Origin of the sequence: Nitrosomonas sp. (genome assembly GCA_031316255.1) — a bacterium.
In the GTDB taxonomy this organism is placed as follows: domain Bacteria; phylum Pseudomonadota; class Gammaproteobacteria; order Burkholderiales; family Nitrosomonadaceae; genus Nitrosomonas.
Genome location: JALDQW010000001.1, coordinates 2,295,779 through 2,313,755, shown reverse-complemented (window position 1 = coordinate 2,313,755; position 17,977 = coordinate 2,295,779). Strand labels below are relative to the sequence as shown.

Annotated in this window: 13 protein-coding genes; 11 read left to right on the top strand and 2 right to left on the bottom strand. The window is 47.0% G+C overall.

Features of this window, described 5'->3' with window-relative positions; translation table 11 throughout:
* Nucleotides 1-40: 40 nt before the first annotated feature.
* Nucleotides 41-661 (bottom strand): glutathione S-transferase family protein, encoded by a 621-nt coding sequence (locus MRK00_10165; GenBank protein MDR4517732.1) that lies wholly within the window; start codon nt 659-661, stop codon nt 41-43.
* Entirely contained in the window at nt 648-1,394 is a 747-nt protein-coding gene (locus MRK00_10160; protein MDR4517731.1) for a glutathione S-transferase family protein, read from the bottom strand. Before MRK00_10160 ends, MRK00_10165 begins: the two co-directional genes overlap by 14 nt.
* A 556-nt stretch (nt 1,395-1,950) precedes the next feature.
* Here MRK00_10160 and MRK00_10155 point away from each other — a divergent pair.
* The 11 genes from MRK00_10155 to MRK00_10105 all read left to right on the top strand — a co-directional run bounded on the left by MRK00_10155 (nt 1,951) and on the right by MRK00_10105 (nt 17,943).
* Nucleotides 1,951-3,252, top strand: coding sequence for a hypothetical protein (locus MRK00_10155; protein ID MDR4517730.1), 1,302 nt, complete (start codon nt 1,951-1,953; stop codon nt 3,250-3,252).
* Between the two features lie 74 nt (nt 3,253-3,326).
* Nucleotides 3,327-4,658: a glycosyltransferase gene (locus MRK00_10150; protein MDR4517729.1), complete on the top strand. Its 1,332-nt coding sequence runs from the start codon at nt 3,327-3,329 to the stop codon at nt 4,656-4,658.
* Nucleotides 4,645-5,964, top strand: coding sequence for a glycosyltransferase family 4 protein (locus tag MRK00_10145; GenBank protein ID MDR4517728.1), 1,320 nt, complete (start codon nt 4,645-4,647; stop codon nt 5,962-5,964). Before MRK00_10150 ends, MRK00_10145 begins: the two co-directional genes overlap by 14 nt.
* Nucleotides 5,961-7,940, top strand: a complete 1,980-nt coding sequence (locus MRK00_10140) for a heparinase II/III family protein (protein ID MDR4517727.1) — start codon at nt 5,961-5,963, stop codon at nt 7,938-7,940. The genes MRK00_10145 and MRK00_10140 overlap by 4 nt, the downstream gene beginning before the upstream one ends.
* A complete protein-coding gene (locus MRK00_10135) occupies nt 7,924-9,345 on the top strand; it encodes an aminoglycoside phosphotransferase family protein (protein ID MDR4517726.1) in 1,422 nt (473 codons plus the stop codon). Before MRK00_10140 ends, MRK00_10135 begins: the two co-directional genes overlap by 17 nt.
* Nucleotides 9,342-11,171, top strand: a complete 1,830-nt coding sequence (locus tag MRK00_10130; GenBank protein ID MDR4517725.1) for an ABC transporter ATP-binding protein/permease — start codon at nt 9,342-9,344, stop codon at nt 11,169-11,171. Before MRK00_10135 ends, MRK00_10130 begins: the two co-directional genes overlap by 4 nt.
* A 19-nt stretch (nt 11,172-11,190) precedes the next feature.
* Nucleotides 11,191-12,372 carry a hypothetical protein gene (locus MRK00_10125; GenBank protein MDR4517724.1) on the top strand — a complete coding sequence of 394 codons (1,182 nt, stop codon included), beginning with the start codon at nt 11,191-11,193 and terminating at the stop codon, nt 12,370-12,372.
* Nucleotides 12,369-13,100 carry a DUF2334 domain-containing protein gene (locus MRK00_10120; protein MDR4517723.1) on the top strand — a complete coding sequence of 244 codons (732 nt, stop codon included), beginning with the start codon at nt 12,369-12,371 and terminating at the stop codon, nt 13,098-13,100. Before MRK00_10125 ends, MRK00_10120 begins: the two co-directional genes overlap by 4 nt.
* 20 nt (nt 13,101-13,120) lie before the next feature.
* Nucleotides 13,121-14,650, top strand: a complete 1,530-nt coding sequence (locus MRK00_10115; GenBank protein MDR4517722.1) for a phosphotransferase — start codon at nt 13,121-13,123, stop codon at nt 14,648-14,650.
* A 266-nt stretch (nt 14,651-14,916) separates the two neighbouring features.
* Nucleotides 14,917-16,383: an alginate export family protein gene (locus MRK00_10110; protein ID MDR4517721.1), complete on the top strand. Its 1,467-nt coding sequence runs from the start codon at nt 14,917-14,919 to the stop codon at nt 16,381-16,383.
* Between the two features lie 237 nt (nt 16,384-16,620).
* On the top strand, nt 16,621-17,943 hold the full coding sequence (locus tag MRK00_10105; protein ID MDR4517720.1) for a UDP-glucose/GDP-mannose dehydrogenase family protein: 1,323 nt from the start codon (nt 16,621-16,623) through the stop codon (nt 17,941-17,943).
* Nucleotides 17,944-17,977 lie beyond the last annotated feature (34 nt).

The following is a 17,977-nucleotide window of genomic DNA, read 5'->3' as shown; positions in this document are numbered from 1 at the left end:
TGTAACGAAGTATGGATTTTTAGAGGTGCCCTTAATACGTTTACAGTTCTAGATTGATGCGCTTTACACTATTACGTTGACTAAAACTGTGATACCAGTGCTTAATATTTTTATATTGAATACCCAAGTCAATATCCACCCGTTTTGCATGGATACAGGCCGCAAGCAAGGTACAGTCAGCTATTGTTGGTGTGTTTGCTGTAACAAACTCCCCGCCGTTTAACTTCAGATCAAGCAATTCCAGGGCAACAGGTAATTTGGCTCTTGCCGTATCTGCGATGGCAAGAACCTGATTCTTGTCACTGAAAAACGGTTGCGTGTGAAAAAAAATCTGCACAACAGGATTAAAGATGTTCAATTCTATAAATCGTTCGATTTGACGCGTGAAGGCGCGTTCCAGCGGTGTTCGGCCGATCATGCATGGCTCCGGATAAAGTTCCTCCAGATATTCCATAATAGCCAGCGACTCGGTGAGGTAGCTGCCGTTTTCCAATTCCAGTACCGGCACTGTGCCAAGCGGGTTTTTTTTCAGAAAACCGGGCTGCCGTTGTTCGCCTTTTTTAAAATCAACATGTTCAAACGGAATACTCAATCCTTTTTCAGCACAAAAAAGTCTGAGTTTAATGGGATTGGGTGCCATGGCGAAATCAAGAATTTTCATTGATCCTCTGTCCCGGTTGTGTATCGCGGATGAATTCAGGATAATATTTTGATGTCATGCGTTGACAGTAATCGACGAGGTTTTGTTTGCCCAGCGCATATTCCTTAACCGGAGACTCAATTGGGCAAACCATTGTATTGACCAGAAATCCGTAAGCCGTTGCGTCAAGACTGGTCGGTTTGTCCCCCATAAAATAAGGTTTGTCTGCCAGAAAATCAGAAATCGCATCCAAGTCAACACGGCCAAGTTGAAAGATTTCCTCGCTGCTATGCCGGCCAATACCCTGTCCATATATTTGTTTGCGTATACTTTTCCGATAAACCCCGGCAACAACATCTCTAATCACCGGTGGAAAAACATGAAAAATCGCGGTCTTGTTTGTTTGCCAGTTTTCCTCTGTAAACTGCCAACGCGTGTACATGGTGATCCAGAATAAATGCTCCTCAAATAACCGCCGCATGGACAAACTGACAGCTTTCTGAGAAGGCGTTAAATCGGCATCCAATGTATCACCGTATTTTTTAATGAGGTACTGAATAATCAAATCGCTGTCCGCCATTTTTTCGTCGCCATCTTCTATAAACGGCAACTTTCCTTTGGGCGATTTCGGCGGAATGCTATGCACAATTTCATAAGGTCTCTCAGTCAGGCGTAGATATGTTTCCAGTTTGCAGCAAAAATGGCTAAGGTTAGGGATATTCCAGGTACGGACAAATTGATGTAGCTTGATCATGGTAATTTTCCTTATAACTTTCGTTCCAAAAGTCATTGTAGGACGTAAACTTTTAATTTGCAAGTCATAAATTCTGCTGTAACGCGGTCAGCTTTTTATGCAACTGAAATTAGCTGGGAAACGCCACGCCTTATTTGGAATTAATCGTTCTACATAAAAATGTGTGAAAATATTACACATTCTATTGACACGTAATCTTTTCACGCATATAGTTATCAAACGCGGGAAAAATTTACGCTTATTTGTCAACCAAGAAGTTAAACGAATAAATGCTGACAATCGCTCTGAGCCCGCCAGCATCAGATTTCTGGCGTTTAATTGCTTCAATTCGATAGATACATTTTTAAAATATAGTCTATCAAAACAATGCATTACAGAACATATCAAGATATCTTATTGTTGCAATTAAACTCTAACCACCCATTTCGGGATAAACATAAAACCTTGAGCAGGATTGAAAACCCAATAAGCTGAGCAACAAGCCACTGCCAGAAGCAGTTCTTGCTTAATAATGAATAACTGAAGATGCAATATTGATAGTTAGGCTGACAGCACAATGAAACGAATATTAATCTATTCTCATGACACGTTTGGATTGGGCAATATACGACGCATGTTGTCGATTGCAAAACATCTTGTTTCCGAACACAAGAATTACAGCGTGCTGTTATTGTCCGGCTCACCCATGTTGCATGCCTTTCGGATACCTCAGCAGCTTGACTATATCAAGTTGCCCTGTTTACAACGCGATGAACTGGGCACATACGGGGTAAGAAGCCTGGGAATCGACATGACCGACACCTTAAAGCTTCGTTCCAACCTGATACGCAGCACAGTCGAAGACTATCAACCGGATATCGTGATCATTGACAAAAAACCCCTCGGTATCTGCGCAGAATTGGAACCGGCACTCAATTACTTGAAAAAGCGGCGCAATCCCCCCGGAGTAATTTTGTTGTTGCGCGATATTCTGGACAGCCCTGAAGTAACGCGACAAATATGGCGTAAAAGAGGATATTTTGATGCCATCGAAGAATACTATGATCGCATTCTGGTGGTTGGACAGCCGGAAATTTTTGATATCGCATCCGAATACGATTTCCCGCCAGCTGCCGCAAAAAAAATTGAATACTGTGGTTATATCCGCCGTGAAGCGGGCTTAAAAGAGAAGGAAGAAATTCTCGCCGAACTGGGTTTGAATGATAAACAGAAGCTTTTGCTGATCACTCCCGGTGGCGGCAAAGATGGCACACACCTCGTTACCAGCTACTTAAAAGCGATTAAAACGGTTTCCAACCAGCACATCCATTCATTAGTCCTATGCGGTCCGGAAATGATGGAAGCTTGCCAGGATCTCGTCAATACTCAGGCCAGAGGATGCACCGGTATCACCATTCGAAATTTTACCGACGACCTGATGAGCTATATGAATGCGGCGGATGGGGTAATTTCCATGTTCGGATACAACACCATGTGCGAAATTCTGACATTGCAGAAACCGGCCATTGTCATTCCCCGTGTACGGCCTGTAAAGGAACAATGGATACGCGCCAAGCGCATGACGGAAATGGGGATTGTAGAAGCAATACACCCCGATCAGCTAAATACGGAGAATCTCAAACGCGCAGTGAACGCCCTTTTGTCAAAACAGCACCCGGTGCAGCCCGGGCAAACAATCAGACTGGACGGATTGCCTAATATTAAACGTTTTATTACCGCGTATATGCAGGAAAACAGTCCTTGCAAGCCGATTCGCGTCAAATCAGGTAAAACTGTTCATGGCATACATCATACCGATTTCAGTCAACAGACTGAATCGATAACTGAGGTCGCCGTTCAGCATTTTTCGCGAGACTAAGGTTTTCCCTAGCGTCGATGACATGTGCTGGCATGGTAATTTGCCCGGAACCTAACCAATAACAGGAACAGAAGATGATTGATTACTCCCAGGAAAATAGTGTGCGTCAAAAAATGAAAAATAACGCAATTGATGCGCTTGATGACAAATCAAGGGTCGGCATTTTTTTGAAACGATACCCTAAACTTTCTGAAACTTTCATTCTGAATGAGATTTTAGGGTTGGAAAAACATCATATTCCATTGCATATTTTTTCCTTATATAAACCGACTGACAATGTTTGCAACCCTGCGGTCATGGATGTCAAGGCGCCGGTAACGACTCTTGATAATGACCATGTCAGCATTAAACAGATTGTGGGAAACCAACTCAAACTGATCAGATACAGTCCGTGGCGTTATCTTGGCGCTATAAAACAGGTCATGTTGCGCAACGAATCCAACAGACTGCGGGATTTTTTGCATGCGGGACTACTCGCCGACAAACTTATCTCGCTTGACATCAGACATCTTCATACGCATTTTATTGCCGAACCTGCAGGCGTGGCTGAAATTGCCTGCAGACTGGCAGGAATTCCTTTCAGCATTTCGGCGCATGCCAAGGATATTTATCTATCCAGCACCCAATCCCTGGTACGGAAATTGAAGACGGCAAGCTTCACGGTAACCTGCACTGACTACAACAGAAGACACCTTCAATTATTCACGGATTCAAAACAAAATGTGCACCGGATGTATCACGGAATTGATTTGAAAATATTCGACGAGGCATACACGACTGAAGCAAAGCCGTCTGCACCGCCGCTCATTATGAGTGTCGGGCGATTACGGGAGAAAAAAGGTTTTCCAACACTGATTGCCGCATGCAAGCATTTGCAAGAAATGCAAATTGATTTTCAATGTGTTATTGCGGGATACGGGCCTGATCATGACCGTTTGCAGGCTCAGATAGACGAACTCGGACTGCAAACGCATATCGTGCTGGCAGGAAAGCTGCCACATCAGGAGATACTTCGCTTATACCAACAGGCGACTGTTTTTACGCTGCCTTGCCAAATTGGCATGGATGGCGACCGCGACGGTATTCCGAATGTGTTGCTCGAAGCGATGGCAATGCGCTTACCGGTTGTTTCAACACATATTTCAGGCGTACCGGAAGTGATAACCGAGGGCGTCAATGGTTTTCTCATACGACCCAAAGATGCCGGCGAACTGGCCAATGCATTAAAAAAATTGTTGCTCAATCCGTCGCTTTGTCAGCAGTTTGGCGCTGCGGGACGCTTATTAATCGAAAAGGAATTTTCGATCAGCATGAATCTTCAACGCCTTGTCAGTCTCTTGCAACAATCGATTGACAACAGCACGAGCGCAATTGAGAAAGGGGCGCAAGTTCATGCCACCAAATAACACTGCAACGATTGCGTATATCCTGAAAGGTTTTCCGAGGCTGACGGAAACGTTTATTGCCAACGAAATTTACCTGCTGGAGCGGCTGGGTACAAAACTGACTTTATTTTCCATTAAAGCAGGCGAATCGGGAAAAAAACAGGCGGTTGTCGATAAAATTGATTCTCCGCTCACTTATCTGCCAAAAGTATCATCATTATCCGGCAGTTTTCTGCCACTCTGGTTAATCATGAATCTCAGGCCGTACTTATCGCATCATTGGAAAATTTTTCGTGCCCGGCCAGCCGGTTATTGCAATGCCTTGAAACATGCATTATCTCTGGCCTATAAACACCGGCCTAGCCGCGTCCGGGTACGCAAGGTATTTATTAAAGAATTCGTCCAGGCTGGTTTCATCGCCAGCCAAATACATCACAATCCCGATATCCGTCTGCTACACGCGCACTTTTGTCACGGTGCAACGACGGTAACATGGTTTGCCAGCATGATGACCGGCCTGCCCTTCAGTTTTACCGCGCACGCCAAGGATATTTATCAAAAACAGCTCAATCCCGGCGATTTGCTGCAGCAGAAATTACAGGCGGCTGAATTTGTAACAACCTGCACCAAGGCAAATTATCATCATTTATGTGCGCTGCATGATAAACCACAGAATGTTCACACCATTTACCACGGACTTGATATCAAGAAATTTGAGCCAAAAAGTCTGGCGACTGTTAACGGTGACGTGCCGCTGATTCTGACGGTTGGCCGGCATGTCGAAAAAAAAGGATTCATCTTCCTGATCGAAGCCTGTGAACATCTCCGCACAGCGGGAATTCAGTTTCGGTGTGAAATTATCGGTGAATCAGGCGACCAGACCGAAATTATCCGGCAAGCCATTTACGAGAGACAGTTAGATAAGCTGGTTACGCTCAGGCAAGCGGTTACTCAGGAAGCGCTGAAAAACTTGTATCAACAGGCCACGATTTTCGTTTTGCCATGCATTATTACTGCGGATGGAGACCGTGACGGGATTCCCAATGTCATGGCTGAGGCCATGGCAACCGGTCTGCCGATTATCTCCACACCTGTTTCGGGTATTCCTGAACTGGTAACACATAATGCCAATGGTCTGCTGGTTCCGCCCCGGAATGGACAGGAACTTGCAAATGCATTACAAATATTGATACAAGACACTGAATTAAGAAACAAACTGGGCAGTGCGGCACGGCAGACCATTTGCGAGTTGTTCGATTCCAGCGAGACAACACTGGTGCTGCAGCAATTATTCCAGCAGACATTACACGCGGAACAAACAGCATGAGCACTGTTGCAACTGAGATAACGCTCAACAATGCTTTCTGGAACATGCCGCTTGAGGCTTGTTCACCGCAGGAACGGATCGATTATTTTTGCCGACGGAAAAATATTCATTTTTTTCCGGTACTGGATGACGAAATGACGAACAAGGCGGTCATTGACGCGATTCTCGACAATCGGTTCGATTTCAACGGCGAGCGTTTTCAATTGCCACAGCCGGTCGACTGGCTGAAGAATCCAAGCGACGATATCGAATGGCAGATTCTTTTACATAAATTCTACTATGCGCCCGGACTTGGAAAAGCATGGCAGCAAACCGGTGATTCGCGTTATTTGCTTCAATGGATTCGCTTGACAGACGGCTGGATAACGCAGACACCCGTTGATTTTATCGCGCCGGAAGTAACCGGCCGCCGTGTGCAAAACTGGATTTATGCCTGGTACTACTTCGTATCCACATCTAAAAACCGATCTATCGACGCCGAATTTCATGAACGTTTTCTCTATTCGCTGAACCAGCAGGTCAACTACCTCTGCCAACATCTGGCGCCGGCGCGCAACCACAGAACCATTGCGCTTTATTCGATTTTTCTGGCATCGATCGTTTTTCCCGAGATGGCCGACGCGCATCATTGGCGTGAATTTTCATTACGCGAGATCTACCAGAATGTCATGCAGGATTTACTGGAAGATGGCGTGCAATGCGAATTGTCGACCGATTACCATCATCTGGTATTGAGAAATTATCTGGCAATACGCAGACTGGCGCAACTTAACGATATCGCAATTAAAACAGATATGGATGACCGGCTTAATCGTGCGCTCGATTTTGCCATGTATGCGCATAAGCCGGACGGTGAAGTGCCCTCTTTCAGCGACGGCGACGTGCGCAGTTTTCACGAACTGCTGTTTCAGGGCGCCACCCTCTATCAGCGCGAGGATCTGCTGTACGTCGCAACTCAAGGCAAAAAAGGAACTGCTCCACGCAACTTGCACGCAAGATTCGATAACAGTGGTTACTATATTTTGCGCAGCGGTTGGGGGCAATCTGAAACGACTTTTCAGGATGAACGCTATTTTATGCTGGACTGTGGCCCGCTCGGCGCAGGTAATCACGGACATCTGGATGCGCTAAGTTTTGAAGCGGCTGCATTTGGACGATCCCTTGTTATAGATCCGGCCAGATATACCTATCATGAAAACGGCGAAGTTAACTGGCGCGTGAAATTCCGCAGTACCGAATCGCATAATACGGTGCTGGTCGACGGCAAAAATCAAACGCGTTATGTTCCCGGCCCTACGCGCTACAAAATAAAAGGACCCGCACCCGAAACCCGGTTGCACGCCCTGATTCAGAAAAAAAATTTTGTTTATCTGCATGGATCCGCGAAGAGCTTTGAATACGATGCGGTGCATCACCGCCAGATTCTTTTTGTCAATGGCGAGTACTGGATTATAGTCGACACCCTGAACGGGAGTTCAGAGCATCGTTATGAATTGTTGTTCCACCTTTCGCCGCATGCCTATCAATCGTTGAGTCAGAAAACCAGCAACGCAACCTGCCAGGTGGTATCTCCCAACCTGGTTGTCGCAACGCCATTTGATAACGCGCAGCAACTGATCACTGAGAACGGATTTGTTTCCAAACGATACGGCGAAAAAAAGGCCGCACCCGTGCTGCGCTTTGTAAAACATGCGCGGCGTACTGTTTTTGTTACCGTGCTCTATCCCTTCAAAAATAATGCGCCTGATCTACAGATATCGGTTTTAAAGCGATATGGCAGTTCCAGCAATCAAGCCGGCTTTAACCATCCTGCGACAACCGGCTTGATGATCAAGACCGTCATTCAAGCGCAAGCAACAAACGGGCTAATTGACAGTTGTTTTTGTCCGGCTCCGGAACATGGCGATGCGATTGAGAGCAGCTGGACCAGAAACGTCAGTTTAAATGAGGAAAAAATTGATGCCTCGCGACAATAATCAAAACCATAGCGATTCGACCGATCTGGTTTATCAGGACAGCTATCTGCCACATATGTCGGCGCTGTTGGATACAGCAACAATGACATCTGTACTGACCGGACAATTAGCATCCTGGCAATCGGACAGCTGGACTGTTTTCAATTGCAGACAGGTTCGCGTCAAGTACAAACCAAGAAAAAACTGCTTGGCTGTTTATGAAATTGCACTGAAAAATCAGCAGACTAATCGCGAAATGCAATTGAACATCACTTGCCGCACTTATGAACACCTGGGTTCCGAGCGCCGCTACCGCAAAGCGCAGAAAGAAATCAAGGGTGATTCACTGGCATGCCAGACAGTGTTTCATGTGCCTGAACTGGAAATGGTTGTCTGGATTTTTCCATGCGAACGCAAGCTGCTGAGCCTGCCGCTCATGAGCAACAACCATTACCTGAAGCATGTCATCATGCCTAAACTGGTAACACAAACATGGGGCAAGAACTGGCGGATTCAGTCCATCTCGAGCGAGATCGTTCATTATGTACCTGAGCAAACCTGCACCATCCGGGTTCATATGGCGCTGATTGAAAAGCAGATGCAGTTACTGATGAAAAAAACGCTTTATGGCAAATGTTATTATAATCATGATGGCGCGCGCACCTTCAGAGTCATGGATAAATTACACGATGCTTCCAGACGCGGCGCGACACCGCTCGATTTTCCCAAACCGCTATCCTATGATGCCGAGAACAAACTGTTATGGCAGGAGGGATTAAGCGGTCAAACGCTGCGCGACGCCGGCATCAGCGACCAACACGCCGAACAGCTGCTGCCGTTGGCTGCAAAAGCCATAGCGCTTTTTCACCGTATTTCGATTGATATGCCGCTGCCGGTAACAGGCGTTGCGGATATTATCGCCATGTTGCATCACCGCATGGAAGTACTCAGCCATGTCAGCCTGATCGACCAGCTGACATTGAAGCGGACTGTTCGAATACTCGAGGACACTGCAAGCACGCTGAGCCATTGCCCATTAGCCGTGCTGCACGGCGATGTACATTCGCAGAATTTGTTCTTGCAGGAGCAGTCGATTGCCTTGATCGATCTGGATAACGTTACCCAAGGACCGCCGTTACTCGATCTTGCCAGTTGGGCCGGTGGGATGATTTATTGGGCTGCAATGCAGAATACACCGGCAGATCAGCTGTTACCCAAATTAAAAATACTGGTTACGCACTATAACCAGTATGCAGTCAATCCGGTCAATGGAGAGGATCTGAACTGGTATCTCGCCGCCATACTCATCAATGAACGCGTGTTCCGTTGTGTGACACGGCTCAAGTCTGGTCGATTACGCATCGTAAACAAATTGCTGAATTTTGCCGAGGAATTTGCGCTTCAGCAGCACAGAATTCTGTCATGAAAACAGGTGATCACGTTCTCCCCCACTGGAAACGCATATTTCAAATCTTTCTTCCCATGCTTTGGGTGCATCGGAATAAACTGATAATCGCCTATTTCTGGACACTGATTGCAGTAAGCGCCGTATTACTGGCGCCCTGGCCACTGAAGTATATTATCGATAACGTCCTGGCTGGCAAACCGCTGCCCGGATGGTTCGACTTCGTGACAACCGACATGTCGCCGGTTGGTCTGGTACTGGCTTTGGCAGTGACGACGGCATTGATTGCGGTAATCGGCGCACTGTCCTCAGCAGCAGAGAAAATGCGCAATGCCAGAATTCGTGAACAGCTCGACAGGGAAGTCCGCAGCAAGGTTTTGCAACATATTCAAGACCAGCCGGCAAGTATGTTTGACCGACACAAGAGCGGCGAACTGGTGTTACGCCTGGTTGACGATGGCGACAAAGTGGTGCGTCTGCTGACAAAAACCACACCGGTTATTTTCCGGCACCTGGCCACCTCTATACTGGCTTTTGTGGCGATGATTCTGGTTTCTCCGTTGTTGGGATTATTAGGGGGCATTATTGTTTTCGGTCTGGTAATGCTGATCAGGCAATATGCCGAGCCCTTGCGCCGGGCATCACGCAGCAAACGAATGGCCGAAGGCGATGTATCTGCACTGGCGCAGGAAATTATCCGGGGTTTGGCCAATACCCAGGCGCTGGGCATGGAGCAGAAGGTTAGCGAACGGTTCAATGATAAAACACGTATCAGCAAGCATGCCGGTGTGGAGGAAACACGACTGGTTGTCGATATGGAACGCATGATGCAATTGGCGAAAGGTCTGGCGATTGCGCTGATTATCGGCGGCGGCGGCGTGCTCGTATTGAAGGGCCAGTTGACGCTGGGTAGTCTGACTGTATGCATGGCCTATATTATTCAGTTGCTCAAACCGGTTGAAAAAATCAACGATCTGGCATACAGCGTATCGCGCGCACTGGTGCGTGGCGAGAATCTGGTGCAACTGCTGGATCAGCACTCCAAAATTCAAAACAATCCGAACGCTGTTATCCTGGAAAACCCCAAAGGAGAAATCCGGTTTGAACAGGTCAGCTTCACCTATCCTTCCGACCCGAGGTCAACTCATCACGAATGCCTGATGCAAGACAGACATGTACTCGACACCATTAATTTCGTGCTGGAACCCGGCAAGCTGACCTTGCTGACCGGCCCCAGCGGCAGCGGCAAAAGCACGCTACTGAATCTGATGTTGCGCATGATGGGTCCGACCAGCGGCACCCTTTATTTTGACGGCGTACCTTATCCTGACATCCAGCTGAAAAACAGTCTGCGGCGCCAGTTTGCGGTCATGTTGCAGCGTAATTACGTATTCTCGGGCAATCTGCACGAACATTTCTTTATCGCAGACCGAGAACCGGATGATGCGCAAATATGGCATGCACTGGAAATGGTCGCCATGACCGATTTCGTCAAAAAACTGCCGCAAGGTCTTTACACTTCGTTGGGAGAAGATGCCATCAATTTGTCGGGCGGCCAACGCGCCAGACTTGCTCTGGCACGCACTTTTCTGATGGATCGCCCGGTATTGTTGCTGGATGAGCCGCTGGCTAATGTCGATCCGGAATCACGAGAAATCATACTCGATGCATTGGATCGCATTCGAGCGGGACGCAGTTGTCTGGTCGTGACGCATCAGTTTGAAATGGCCGACCGGGCAGACCACATCTTTGTTCTGCGAAACGGACGACTGGAGGCTTCAACGGGCAATTATCCGCTAAAGCATCTGCCGCTTCATCCTGTATACAAGCCGGCATTGTCCGGATAGTTATCGTGGGGAATTCTAAATGAACAAATCGAAATTACTTTTTTACTGCCAGCATTCTTTGGGGATGGGCCACCTGGTACGCTCATTCCGTCTGGCGGCAACATTTGCCAACATGTTTGAAGTCATCTTTATCAACGGCGGCCCGGTGCCTGCGGGGATTGAGGTTCCAAAAGATATCCGCCTGCAGAATCTACCACCGCTCGGCATGATTACTGATAGCCATGAACTGATCAGCCGTGATTCAGAAATATCGGTGGAAAAAGCAAAAGAAGTGCGCAGAAAAACAATCATGCAATTGTATCAGCAGCATCAACCGTCGGTTATTGTGATAGAGCTGTTTCCGTTTGGGCGAAAAAAATTTGCTGATGAACTGATTCCATTGCTGGAAGCAGCGCAACAGCAATTGCACAAACCGCTTGTTTTGTGCAGCCTGCGCGATATCCTGGTTCAGAACCGGCGGGATCAGCAGGCTTTTGAAGACCGTGCCTGTAAAACATTGAATCGTTATTTTGATGCGGTACTACTGCATTGCGACTTGGCCTTTGCCAGGCTCAGCGATTTTTTCAAACCGAATGTTCCGCTGCAAGTGCCGATTTACAATACCGGATTTGTCGCACCGGATGTATTTGACACGCAGCATGTAACACGCGAACGCAGGGTAATTGTTTCTGCAGGTGGCGGCATTGAAGGCGGATCGCTTTTTCGGACCGCGACTGCGGCGCAGAAAATAATCTGGGAGAAGGCCCGGATACCCATGACCCTGATTGCAGGACCTTTTTTACCCGACAATGAATGGCAGGCTTTACAGTTGCAAGCCGGCCAGACGCCCGGATTCACGTTACACAGATCGGTTGACGGATTAATGCCATTACTGTTGCGCAATGAATTCTCGATCAGTCAGTGCGGATACAACACCGCCATGGAATTGATGCAATCCGGCATCAAGGCGCTGGTCGTGCCATTTCAAACACTGATGGAGGATGAACAGATGAACCGGGCAAGGAAACTGCAACGCGCGGGCGCTGTGAACCTGCTCGAACCGCAGCAATTAAATCGTGAAAGCCTTGCTGAAGCAATGCTTGATTTGCAGGACAGGCCACAAATTATGCATCAGCTGGATACAAACGGTGCGGAAAACACACTAAATACAATTTTAATGCTGAGAAACAGGCAACAGCACCAGCAGGTGGCGATATTATGAATATTTCGTGGCTGAAACCGATCTGGAACGCTCTGGAGCAACTGGAAAACCCGGTTACTGTGTTTTACCGGAATGACGACGCAGGCTGGGCAACGCCCGAACTGATGGCGCTGGTCGATTTATTCGACGATTTGTGTTTGCCCCTCGATATAGCGGTAATTCCACACGCGTTAACCGATGATCTGGAAAAAAAACTGCTTGCGCGTCTGCGTAGAAACGGGCTGGTTGCCATACACCAGCACGGTTTTCAGCATCTGAATCATCAACAGTCCGGCAAAAAATGCGAATTCGGCGATCATCGCAATCGTGACCAGCAGTACCACGATATCGCGCAGGGAAAAGAAATCATGCTGTCACGTTTTGGCGAACAAACCGATCCTATTTTCACGCCGCCCTGGAACCGCTGCAACCCGGATACGATTGAGATTCTGGAAGAACTCAGGTTCAGCGCAGTGTCATGCGATGACACGGCTGACTTGCATATCGGTGAAACGCTCACCGGCATACCCGTTCATATAGACTGGTTGAAGAAAACCAATGGCGAGCGTTGGGAACGTGAAAAAATCATGCAAAAAATGGCCAAAAAACTGATTGCCGGCGGCACAATCGGTGTCATGTTACATCACCAGCCCATGGATAATGAAGAACGGCAGGCTTTTAGTCAATTTGCGCAATTACTGTTACAACATCCCCAAATCGTTCACAAGAACATGCGTGCATTCATTTGAGAATACGGGCTGAAACATCCATGACAGAAACCCGAAGATCAAATGCCAGTAAGCGCATTGCGCTCTACCCCGGCGCATTCCGCCCGCCCCATGCCGCGCATATGTTTGCGGTGCAGTATTTGTTGGCGCGCGCCGACATCGATGAAGTAGTCATTATCATTTCCAACCGCAGCCGCCAGATACCCGGAACGTGCCAAGCGCTGGAAGCCGAAGTTGCATTAAAAATATGGCGCATCTATCTTGAAAATTTCAGCAAAGTGCAGATTGTCATCGCCGCAAAGACAGCGATACGCACTGCGATGGACTATTTTGATCAGGCTTTACCGGGCGATCAATTGTTTTTTTGTCTGGGTGACGATGATTTTCAGTCGGGCGATCCGCGTTTTCATGACATTCAGCAACAAGCGTATAAAACAGGTATTTCCGCATCAATTATTTCCGCACCGACAGGTTCGCTGAAAATACGTTCAACTGATCTGCGCGGCTTGCTGAGCAGCGGTGAAAGCGGGCTAGACCGCTTTCAACAGGCCCTGCCCGACCATCTTGACAGCAAACAGCGTCGCGAAGTCTGGCATATTTGCCAGGCACATAAGAAAACGGTTTCTGACATTGCAAGCGATCGAGTATGTGAATATTTGAATTCGACTGCACTCGGCCCCGTAACGAGATGTTACTTTGGAAGCAATCAATTCGACCCCGTCCTATTTGTGGAAACAAACCATGGGAAAAATCTGGTCATTAAGTATGCGGGCAACTCTGTAGGTGATGACCATACGCATCAAAAATCCCGCGAACGCGTAAGTGCAGAGCGCAAGGCCTTGAAATGGCTGCACGCAACACTCAAGAGCGATATCCGGATTCCAGAAATCATTGCCTGGGAGAAAAAAGAAAAATTACTGGTATTGAGTCATCCATGTCACGGCGGCACGACACTTGAGCGGCAACTGGCTCTTGGTCAATTTCATTTGCCGGTTGCTGAACATCTGGCCGGTTTCCTGTCAAGCTGTCATGATACGACGCCATCAAAACCGTTATGGAATCACCCAGACCAGGATCTGTCAGTCTGGCGCCAGGTACTGAAAAATCGCCTAACCATCGATTTGGCAAAAACCCATCATCCGTTAGAACAACTGCTTGATCGATTGCAAGCGACAAGTCTGGAATCCACCGCCAACCAGTTTGTGCATCTGGATTTTCAACCGAAAAATATTCTGCTTGACCATGACGCTATCGCAGTTACCGATTTCGAAAAAAGCAGTACCTTCGGCGACCCGGCTTTTGATCTGGGCTTACTGCTGGGGCATTATCTGTTTTATGGCGTAATAACCGATTGCGAATCCGCCGCATGGGACATATTTGAAGCTATCTTGCGACGCTATCTGCTAGGCCGGCATGCGAACCCCGGTGATCCAATAATTTTCAGAACGCATGCATTTACCGGCGCCACGATTCTTTCCTTGCTGACGCAAAAAAACAACATAGACACCGCTGATTCAAGCCGGTTAACGACTATTGCAAAGCGTTTGCTGACCAAAATCCTTCGAGTCTAACTGGAAAACCCCTGCTTGCAAGTCCATTAACATGTGAACTTTCGCATATATTTTACCAACAACACTTATATATGACCTGTTTGATGAATTACCTCGCACTTGTAAATACCGCGACAAGTGATTCTTCTCGCCAGACACATATCCGTTTTGGTATTGATTTAAACAAAACATACTAACGCTACCGGAGAAACATTTCTTTTCTCAAAACAAGTGGCAATTAATCTCCTGAATAAAACAAGAACTACAATTAAGGTTGAATTTGATCAATGTTGCATTTAATCCTGTTCGCACTGTTAGCAGCGGTATTGCAAACCTGTGATATGTCTATTGCACAGGGCGCTCAACGCGATTCAGCGATCAAGTCGGTAGATGAAATCGATTCGAACACAGTGGACCTGGGTGGCGATGACGAGAGGATTCGTCCCAAAATCGCGCCACAATTCCGTTTTGGCAATATTGATGTCACATTTACCGGTGCAGCAACATTGATCGACAGCCGGTACGAAAGAAATTTTGATTTACATCCTGCCGCAAAAGAAGATCAATTTAATATCAGGCCGCTGCTCGACTTCAATACCATTTTCGATTTTGCGCAAGGCTATTCGCTGTTTACTGAACTTCGCATGATCGACAGAGTTAAGTTTGGTGAAGACTTTCATACCAGCAACAACTTTGAGCTGCAAGTGCGGGACATGTTTCTGAACATACCATTTAGGCTTGCACTCCCGGTTACCCTGCGTATCGGCAGACAACAGTTTTTTGAATCCCGGCGTTGGTATCTGAATGACCGTATGGACGGGGTTCAACTGTTTTCCCGCTTTGGGCCGTTGAATTTCTCAGCCGCATTTGCTTCACCTGTTCCAGTCGTAAGAGATTCATTTCAATTATTCGATAATTTCTTTCAAAAGCGCCGTCAAACTGACGCGATCTTTAATCTGGATTACGCACTCACCGAAAACTCAACACTCGGTTCCTATGTCATTCTGGGACGCAAGCATGAAAATCGACTCACGCCGGACAGAATTCGTAACGAGAATCCCTTCTGGATCGGGCTCCGATTAGAAGGAGACGAAAGGGTCAAGCTGACTTCGGTCGAATCGAAGTTAACGCAGGATTTCTTAAAGCCCAGAATCAAATACTGGCTCGATGCGGCTTTTGTCGGGGGAGATATGGAATCACGAAAAATCCGCGGCTTTGGATTGGATACCGGCGTCACACTCATCGCACGCAAATTTGAACAACGCCCTTTTTTAACGTTTGCGTACGCTTTCGGGTCGGGCGATAAGAATACACAGGATGGTGTTGACCGGAATTTCAGGCAGACAGGACTCCAGAATAATTCCAGCCGTTTTGGCGGTGTTGTCAATTTTGAATATTACGGCGTTCTGTTTCAGCCGGAACTAAGCAACATGCATATTCTGACTGCAGGGATCGGGTTTCGTCCATTTGAGAGAGCCTCGGTGGAATTTGTTTATCACCGCTATTTACAGGATCATGCATTCGGCACGCTGCGACTGGCATCGATTAATTCGGACCCAAACGAACTGATTAGCGCCAACCTGAATGGTACCAATACCCATCTTGGCGATGAATTTGACATTGTCCTCGGTTACCGCGGATTTGAGAACGTCCGAATTCGTTCGCGCACAGGCTATTTTATTCCAGGAAAGGCATTTACAGAACCCGCTTCAGCGGCTTTCTTTGCCCGACTGGATGTTCAGTTTCTTTTCTAGGATTAATCTGGAAAGTGCTTAACAACTGAGTCACGGTGATAACAGACCTGTTAAGCAAGATTCCAAGGTTAAAAAATCAGAAAACAATTCCGCCCTTTTATTCACTTTTTTTCAAAATGATCACTAAATACCAAATACGAGTTCGCCAAATAAAACTTTTTAAGCACTAGCGGGAATTTACAGCTAAATGAAGCAAATTATTTCATAAGTTAATAAGTTTTAAGGAGAAGAAAAAAAATGAAAGTTAGCGTTATCGGAACTGGATATGTTGGGCTTGTGACAGGCGCTTGTCTGGCAGAAACAGGAAATCATGTACTCTGTCTGGATGTTGACGCCCAAAAAATCAAATTGCTTAATCAAGGCATTATCCCCATTTACGAACCCGGACTTGAAGATATTGTAAAGCGCAATATGGCCTCTGGAAATCTACGATTTACTACCGACGCGAAAGAAGCAACCGAACATGGTTTGATCCAGTTTATTGCTGTCGGCACACCTCCCGACGAAGACGGCTCCGCCGATTTGCAGCATGTCATGGATGCGGCCGCTACAATTGCGCAACATATGCAAGAATACAAATTAATCGTCGACAAATCCACCGTACCCGTGGGAACTGCGGATAAAGTTCGCGATCACGTCCAGGAAATACTCAGTGGACGGAAAATAAAAATCCCGTTCAGTGTCGCTTCCAATCCCGAATTCTTAAAAGAAGGCGACGCTGTCAATGATTTCATGCGTCCTGAACGCATTGTCGTTGGCGTCAACGATATCAAGGCGGCGGAATTGATGCGGTTGCTTTATACGCCTTTTAATCGCAGATCGGATCGTATTATCGTAATGGATATCCGCTCGGCGGAAATGACCAAATATGCGGCCAATGCGATGCTGGCTACGCGGATTTCATTCATGAATGAACTGGCGCTGCTTGCCGAGAAAATGGGGGTTGACATTGAAAGCGTGCGTCATGGCATCGGTTCAGATTCGCGTATCGGCAATCATTTCCTTTATCCCGGTTGCGGATACGGCGGTTCTTGTTTTCCAAAAGACGTACAGGCATTGAGACGGTTTGCCAAGACGCAGGGGCACGATTTGAAGATTCTTGACGCGGTGGAATCAGTGAATAATAACCAAAAGGGCGTGCTTCTGGAAAAAATTATCGCGAAATTTGGCAGCAACTTATCCGGTAAGAATATTGCTTTATGGGGGCTCGCTTTTAAACCTGAAACGGATGATATGCGCGAAGCGCCAAGCCGGAAATTGATTGAAGGGTTGTGGTCACATGGCGCTACAATAACCGCATACGATCCTGCAGCCATGAATGAAGCAAAGCGTATTTTTGGCAACGACAGCAGGCTGCGTCTGGTAGATTCACCAATGTCTGCATTGCAGGATGCCGATATCCTGGTCATTGTAACCGAATGGAAAATATTTCGTGTTGCCGACTTTGAAACAATCAAGCAAAAACTTAGATATCCAGCTATTTTTGATGGACGTAACCTGTTTAAACCCAGCGAAGTACGGGCAAAAGGGCTTGAATATTTTTCGATTGGACGGGCTTAGTTCATCATCGCAGCCATTCTTGAATTTAAACACC